The organism is Cupriavidus sp. HMR-1 (assembly GCF_000319775.1).
Lineage (GTDB): Bacteria > Pseudomonadota > Gammaproteobacteria > Burkholderiales > Burkholderiaceae > Cupriavidus > Cupriavidus metallidurans.
In genome coordinates, this window is record NZ_ANKP01000097.1 from 42,237 (window position 1) to 49,970 (window position 7,734).

Sequence of the window (7,734 nt, forward strand, 5' to 3'; positions counted from 1 at the left end):
CGATGGTGCTGGCGCCGATGCTCGCCTCCCATACAGCCCACGCGGCCCAGGCGGGAGAATGGCCTATCAAGCCCGTGCGCATCCTGGTAGGCGCGCCGCCCGGAGGCACGGCAGACATCCTGGCGCGCCTGTTCGCGCAGGAGCTGCAGAAGCCGCTCGGCCAGCCTGTCATCGTCGACTACAAGTCGGGCGCGGCCGGCACCATCGCCGTCCAGGGCATGCTGTCTTCGCCACGCGACGGCTACACGTTCCTGCTGATCCAGAAAGGTATTGCCGCCGAAGTACCGCAAGCCATCAAAGTGTCCTACGACCCGTTCAAGGACATCGTGCCGATTGCGCAGTTGTCGCGGCAGGGCCTGATCCTGGTCGGCAACCCGAGCCTACCCGCGAAGAATCTCGGCGAACTGGTCACGTACATCAAGGCCAACCCGGGCAAGGTCGACTACGCGAACTTCGGTATCGGCCTGCGCGGCCAGACCATCGGCGTGCAGTTCAATCGCCTGGCGGGGCTGCAGACGGGCACCGTGAGCTACAAGGGATCGCCGCCGGCGCTGCAGGACGTAATGGGCGGCCACGTGCCACTGATGTTCGATGCCCCCGCTACGTCTCTGCCGTTCATCCGGGCGGGCAAGCTGCGGGCCTTCGCGATTGCCTACCCACACCGGATCAGCACGTTGCCCGACGTGCCCACGTTCGCCGAACTGGGCTATCCCGACCTGCAGGAAGTCGGCTGGATGGGCCTCTGGTCCGCGCCGGGCGTGCCGGCGGCCGTGACGACAAAGCTCCGCGACGCCACGCTCAAGGCGCTGCAATCGCCCACGCTACGCAAGAAGATCGAGGAGCTCGGCATGGAACCCGGCTCGCAGGCGTCGATGGAAGAGCTTGCCAGCGACGTGCGCGAATCGTATGAACGGCAGGGCAAGCTGCTGCATTCGATTCACTTCGTGCCGGAGTAAGACGGACGGCGCGAAAGGGCAGGGCGGCCCTTTCGCGCGCTGGCGTACGTCACGTACGTCATGCGCGCATCAGGCGCGCGAAGGCGCCCGTCGGCCTGCCGCGGCAGCAAACTGCCCGGATCTCGCGGATTTCGCGGGCTGCAAGGATTGGGTCTTGCGCCAGTCGGTGGCACTGCACCCGAATACGGTCTGGAACCAGTGGCTGAAGCTGCTCTGTGCCGAGAAGCCTAGCAGGCCCGCCACTTCCCCCATCGGCAGATCGCTTTCCAGCAGGTGGCGCATGACCAGTTCGGACCGCACCTCGTGGAGCAGGGTCGAAAACGTCAGGCCTTCGGCGCTCAGGTAGCGGTGCAAGGTGCGGCGATCGACGCCCAGATGACGTGCCACCTGATCGGCGGTGCAGCGCCCGCCGGGAAGCAGCGCCTGGACCAGTTCGCGGCAGGAGTCGCGGATGCCGATCTCGCGGTGCCGGAGCGCCGCCTCCAGGTAATCGCGCGCGAAGCGTGCCACGCCGGGGTCATCGGGCATCCGTGACATGCTCAGATCGGCCGCCGCGCAGACCATGCCGTTGAACGGCTGGTTGAACATCGGGTTACGCCCGAAGAACGCACGGTATGGGGACAGATCGGCCGACGGGCGGTGCATGAAGCAGACTTGCTGCGGGCGCCACCGGGGGCCAATCAGCTCGCGCAACATGCGGAAGGTCACGCCCATCGCCAGTTCCAGCGCCTGACGAGACGACAGCCCGGGGGTGGGCAGCAGATCCTCGCGGATGATCACCGCGTCGCCAACGTCCTCCACGCGGGTGATCAGCGCGGCGCTAAGCAACTTCAGATAGCGGCAGAGCGTGTCCAGCGCCTCACGCGGCGTGGCGGCTTCCTTGAGCACCAGGCTGATTGGCCCGAGGTTGGAGAACGTGCGCCGCGCCGCCAGGCGCAATGCAAAGTCTTCCACGCCGGTGACCTGCGCGGTGACTTCGAGCAGCTCGCGCACGGCGGGGCTCGGGATCAATGTCTCGGGATTTTCGAGCAGCCGCGCCGACAGCCCCACGCCCCGCAGGAACGCGCGCGGATCGTACCCGAGCGACTTCACCAGTTCGATGTAGCCGTTCAGGCTGGCGCTGCGGACGAGTCTGAATTGCTGGATGGAGGGGGCTGTCATTGTTTGCATCCTGACCAGACAGGAAGGCTCGGGCATCCTGCCGCCCGAGCCTCAATTTGAGCACACCTGAAGGCCGTGTTGGGTGGCGTGGCAAACGCCGGACGCCACCCCGTACGGCTACGGCACCAGCACCGTGGCGCCGCTGGTCTGGCGCGATTCCAGCGCCTGGTGGGCCAGCGCAGCCTCTGCCAGAGCGAACGTCTGGCGGGGCTCGTTGTGGATCTTGCCCGCCATGACCATGTCGAACACCTCCGCCGCCATCGCCAGCATGTGGGAGCGCGGCGTGGCGTAGTGGATCATGGCCGGGCGCGTGACCCAGAGCGAACCCTTGCGGGCGATCACCCGGCTGTCGATCTCGACCGGGCCCGAGGTCGTGCCATTGCTCACCAGCGTGCCGCGCACCTGCAAGCTGTCAAGCGACGCTTCGAGCGTGGATTTGCCGATGGAATCGAACACCACGGGCACACCCTTGCCATCGGTGAGCGCCTTCACGCGCTCGGCGATGTTCTCCCGCGAGGTGACGATGGTATGCGTGCAGCCATTGGCCTTGGCGATCTCGGCCTTTTCGTCGGAGCTGACGGTGCCGATCATCGTCACGCCAAGCGCGCGCGCCCACTGGCAGGCAATCAGACCCACGCCGCCGGCCGCGGCGTGATAGAGGATCGTCTCACCACCCTTGAGGGGATAGACCTGGCGGAACAGGTACTGCGCGGTCATGCCTTTCATCATCAGCGTGGCGGCCGCGCGGTCTGCAATGCCATCCGGCAGCGGAATCAGCACGTCGGCGGGCATCACGCGCACGTCCGAGTAAGCGCCCTGCGGCCCGAGCAGGTATCCGACGCGGTCTCCCACGCGAATATCGGTCACGCCGGGACCCACCGCCTCGACCACGCCCACGGCGTCGGAGCCCAGCCCGTTCGGCAGTTCCAGCGGGTAGTGCCCGGTACGGAAGTAGATGTCGATGAAGTTCACGGCGATATAGGTGTGCCGCACCCGCGCCTGACCGGGACCCGGGTCTCCGACTTCGACGTTCTCGAACTTCAGGACTTCGGGACCACCGGTCTCGTAGAAACGAACAGCCTTTGCCATCTTGATGTCTCCTGTGAATCGCCCACCGCGCGGGACCTTAGTGGCCCATTACCGGCACATTGCCGGTGCCATCGAGCCGGCGGTTTGAACGCGATTGTCCCGCCCTGGCGGGCCCGCTGCCTGACAATGCGCGACAGAATCGTGCAAAACGTGCCAGCGCCAGGTGTGGGACGAATGGTCAAGCGACTGCCCCCATCCATCAAATGGGCGCGCCCGCCACTTGGTAAAATCGGGAGCCCCATGTGGGCGAGGTGCCGAACCGGACCGCGCGCCCGCATGTTGTAGACGCAGAAACCCTCCCGGATCTTGCCGGGGTGCGGAAAAACCCAACGTACATGCCACCAGACACCATCTCCGTCGTGATCGCGGATGATCACCCGGCGATTCAGCTAGCCGTCAAATCCACCCTTAGCGAGATTCCGACCGTCCAGATTGCCGCGATGTGCGCGTCCGGCGGAGAGCTTTTCGCGGCTGTGGAAGCACATCGGCCCGATCTCATTGTTACGGATTTCACAATGGGCCGTTCCGAAGGCAACGACGATGGCCTTCGCCTGATCCAGCGGCTGCGGCAGTCCGGCCCCGACACGCCGATCGTCGTCTTCACCATGCTGACCAACGGCGGCCTGCTCACGCGCATACAGGAATCAGGCGTCGCGGGCATCGTGGGGAAGGACGAGGAACCGGTCATCCTGAGGCAGATCTGCATGGATGCGGTTGCCGGAAACGGGCTGCGCCTGTCGCCAGGTATCTCGGCGAGGATGGCAAGTGCCGGCGCAATGGCCGGCGGCGCCATCAGCCAGCTCTCGCCCAAGGAAATCGAAGTGGTTCGGATGTTCGCCGCTGGCAGCCCACTGACCGAAATTGCCGGGTACCTCCATCGCACGCTGGCCACGGTGGCAACGCAGAAGCGTTCGGCCATGCGCAAGCTGAACATCACCAGTAACGCCGACCTCGTCACGTACGCGCGCGACAACGGCCTGACATGACACCGGACACCGTCGATCCGAATCCGAACCTGAATCCGGACGCGGACCCGACCCGACCTGCGCCGCCAGACCTCCGCGCCGTCAAACGCAATCTCCAGCGGGAACGCCGCGTATTCTCGATGGTGGTGCTGCTTCTGGGGCTGCTGGTCGTTGCCATCGCCTCGACAGCCGTGCTCGTGCGATTCAATGGCTCGCTGCGCGCCCAGGAGCAGATGACCCGCCTGTATGAGCAGGGCGTGGTCGATGCGGTGCTGGAGCGCCGGAGCACGCTGGCCGCGAGCAACCTGATTCTGGAACTGCGTGCCAACGGCACGCTTCCCGTTGCAACGGGAGGGCAAGCCGGTCTCTGCGCGAAGGTGGATGCGTCCGCGCCAACCGACGACGTGCTGCAGCAAAGCTGCGACCAGTCCGTCCGCGCATTGCTCGCCGCCAGCCAGCGGCCCTCGATCGAGATGATCTCGATCGGCAGCGGCGCCACGTATCGCTATGAAGCCCCCGATGCATCCGGCGCGGCATTGCAGACGGTGTTGCCACCGATGTCTCCGGGGGCCATCACGCAAACGGTCCTCACCAGTTTTCATGATCGCGATATCGACGTCCTGCAGGCGGCCCGCGAAAAGCGTGTCGAATGGTTCGGAGTACCCGGCAGTACGCCGGGCGCCGATCCGGAGATGGTTGGCGCATCGCTGGTGGCGAAGGGTAGCCAGCTTTACGCGATCGCGCTCACCCGCATCCCGCTGCACGTGCTGCTGCGCGATGCCGGGCCCAACCTTCCGATTCCGGAACCGATCGTGTTCGACGGCGTCGGTGCGCCGCTGGTGCCGGCCGCTGCCCGGACCAACGCGCAACGGCTCGACGCCCGGCTGGAGTCGAAGGCGGACGGCATGTTCCACTGGGTCCCCGGCTACGGCTGGGCGCTGCGCCGGCCGCCGCTCGTATCCGACGTCGGCCACCTGATCTTCGCGCTCCCGATCGGGCATCAGCTTCAGGGCATGGCCGACGAACTGATGGTGATCGGCGCGATCGCCGGCGCGCTGCTCGCCTTGCTGTTCGCGATGTACCGCTACTGGAACTATCGCTTCCTGACCGGCACCTATGCCGAAGCAGCGCGCGCCCAGCGGCTTCTGCACCAAGCCCGCCTTGCCAGCGACGCCGCCGCCAGCGCCCGGGTGGCGTTCTTCGCATCGATGAGCCACGAGATACGGACACCGCTTGCCTCGCTGCTGGGCAACATGGAACTCGTTGCCAGAGGCCCACTGCCGCCGGATCAACGGACACGGGTCGGCGCCATGCAGGTATCGGCCGAAGGGCTGCTGCAGATCGTCAACGACGTGCTCGATTTTTCCCGAATCGACGTGGGTGAACTGAGCATCGAGCCGCAACCGATAGCCGTGACCGATTTGCTCTCGCGTATCGCCGTCGCCCATGCGCCGCTGGCCGCTGGGCGCGGCTTGCGCTTCATCACGGTGTACGGCCGGGACATCCCCGCGCGGCTCGACCTCGATCCCGTGCGTCTGACCCAGATCGTCAACAACCTGCTTGGCAATGCGTTCAAGTTCACGCAGGCCGGCAAGGTAGTCCTGCGCGCGCGCTGGGCGGATGGAGCGTTGGAAATCATCGTCGCGGATACCGGCATAGGCATTCCGGACGAGTACAAGGACCGCCTGTTCCAGCCGTTCTCGCAGGTGGCTGACAACCGGCTCGCCCAGGCCCGTGGCACCGGGCTCGGACTGTCCATCTGCTCGCGGCTTGCGGAACGGATGGGTGGGCGTATCTCGCTCGACAGCATTCTGGGCGTGGGCACCCGTGTAACGGTTTGCGTGCCGCCACGCGTCGCCGACGCCGCGCCAATGGCACGGCCGGGCCTGCCACCGAACCGCACGCTGGTGCTATCGCGCGAACCCGAATGCCTGGAGGGGATGCTCAACCAGATCGACTGGGGCACCTGCCAGCCATCGGCCAGGATGGATCTGGACCGCCCGGTCGACGCGGAGAGCTATGACTGCCTGCTGGTCGCCGACGGCTTCGATCCGGATCGGGTGCTGGCCTGGTGGCCAAGGCCGGCTTCGATCGTCTGGCTGAAGCAGTTGGGCCCGATGGTGGCCACCGCGCGGCCCGATGGCGGGCGTGAGGTATCCGCCTACAGTCTTGTCGGTATCCATGCGGCCGCGTGCGCGGTCATCACTGGCGTCCACCCGGCCGCGTCTGACGATGACGGGGGTGCGGCTCAATGGCTGTCGCCGCTGGCTGGCCGACTGTTGCTGATTGCCGAGGACAATTTGCTGAACCGCGACCTGCTGCGGGACCAGCTTCTCGCGCTCGGCGCCAGGGTAATCGCCACCGGAGACGGTACCGAAGCCATGGCGGCGCTCGCGGAGCATCGGGTGGATACCGTGCTGACCGATATCGACATGCCCGGCATGAGCGGTTTCGATCTGTTGCGCGAGATACGGCAGGCCAGCATCGGCATTCCGGTCTATGCCGTCAGCGCAAGCGCGCGGCCAGAGGACGTTGCCGCCGGGCAGGCCAAGGGCTTCACGGGCTATCTGACCAAGCCTGTCTCGCTCGCCATGCTCGCCTCGGTTCTCGCAGGCGCCGAGTGGCCCCGCGATGACCAGGGCAACGAGGCGCCTAACGACGAGGGGCTCCCGGAATTGCCCCGGATCCCCGGGCCTCATGTCGAGGTCTTCCTCACACAGACCCAGGCTGATCTCGATGACTATGACGAAATCCTCGCGACGCAGGACCTGGCGGCGCTGGCGCGTCTGCTGCATCGGATCTCGGGAGGGCTGGCGGTGCTGGGTCGCTCGCAACTGGCCGAACTGTGCGAAGACCTGCGCGACTACGTTGCCGATGCGCCTGGCTGGAACGAAGAAATCGCGCTTCAGTCCGAGTACCTCGCCACGCAGATCAGGCTGATCCGGCAGAGGCACCAGCGCTTGCCTACCGGCTGACCCCACCGGCTGACCCCATCGGCTGATCACTTTCTAATTTCTATGATTGTGACCCCGTCCCCGCGACGCCACTATTAAGGGGACGGGTGACGGCCTCCTCTTGCTGCCACCCGTCTTGGGTATTTCCCCAAGCAAGACCTCGCAGTTTGCCCGCCCCCCGGCGGGCATTTTTTCTTTCAGCCTGGAACGGGCGTGGTGGATTGCCGCAGGATGGCGCGACTTTCGGATTTGAGGCGTGCAACGGCGAAACTCCCTCGACGCCCCCCCGACGGCCCGGACCCGGCACCTGATCAGGAGAGTTCATGAGCAATCGTCCAGACTTCGCGCTGGCCGCGTGTACGGCAATCGTTCTGATATCAGGCGCGCTACCCGGCATGGCGCGCGCGCAGATGATCCCGCAGAAACCCATCGCCTATCCGGCGAGAGGGCAATCGTCCTATCAGCAGAGCAACGACGATGGTGCGTGCTATAGCTGGGCAAGACAGCAGACCGGCATTGATCCGCTCCAGATCGCAAGCTCGCCGGTGCCGGTCATCGTGCCCGGTGGCGAGCGCGTGCGCGGCGCGGCCGGTGGCGCTGCTGCGGGTG

At 66.0% G+C, this 7,734-nt stretch carries 5 protein-coding genes and 1 pseudogene; 4 read left to right on the forward strand and 2 right to left on the reverse strand.

The genetic code is table 11. The annotated features are described in order from the left end of the window. Window positions 1–2: 2 nt before the first annotated feature. Entirely contained in the window at window positions 3–956 is a 954-nt protein-coding gene (locus D769_RS14085; RefSeq protein WP_008646116.1) for a tripartite tricarboxylate transporter substrate binding protein, read from the forward strand. 69 nt (window positions 957–1,025) lie between these two features. Here D769_RS14085 and D769_RS14090 read toward each other — a convergent pair whose 3' ends face one another. Further along, a complete protein-coding gene (locus D769_RS14090; RefSeq protein ID WP_008646117.1) occupies window positions 1,026–2,117 on the reverse strand; it encodes an AraC family transcriptional regulator in 1,092 nt (363 codons plus the stop codon). A gap of 117 nt (window positions 2,118–2,234) precedes the next feature. Beyond that, a complete protein-coding gene (locus D769_RS14095) occupies window positions 2,235–3,206 on the reverse strand; it encodes a quinone oxidoreductase (RefSeq protein ID WP_008646118.1) in 972 nt (323 codons plus the stop codon). A 335-nt stretch (window positions 3,207–3,541) separates the two neighbouring features. On the opposite strand from D769_RS14095, the gene D769_RS14100 reads away from it, so the two are divergent. From D769_RS14100 to D769_RS14110, 3 genes and pseudogenes are all read left to right on the forward strand, one after another. Then, a complete protein-coding gene (locus tag D769_RS14100; protein WP_008646119.1) occupies window positions 3,542–4,192 on the forward strand; it encodes a response regulator transcription factor in 651 nt (216 codons plus the stop codon). Further along, window positions 4,189–7,146: an ATP-binding protein gene (locus tag D769_RS14105; protein ID WP_008646120.1), complete on the forward strand. Its 2,958-nt coding sequence runs from the start codon at window positions 4,189–4,191 to the stop codon at window positions 7,144–7,146. The genes D769_RS14100 and D769_RS14105 overlap by 4 nt, the downstream gene beginning before the upstream one ends. 302 nt (window positions 7,147–7,448) lie before the next feature. Beyond that, a pseudogene (locus tag D769_RS14110) lies at window positions 7,449–7,734 on the forward strand (hypothetical protein); the annotation flags it as partial.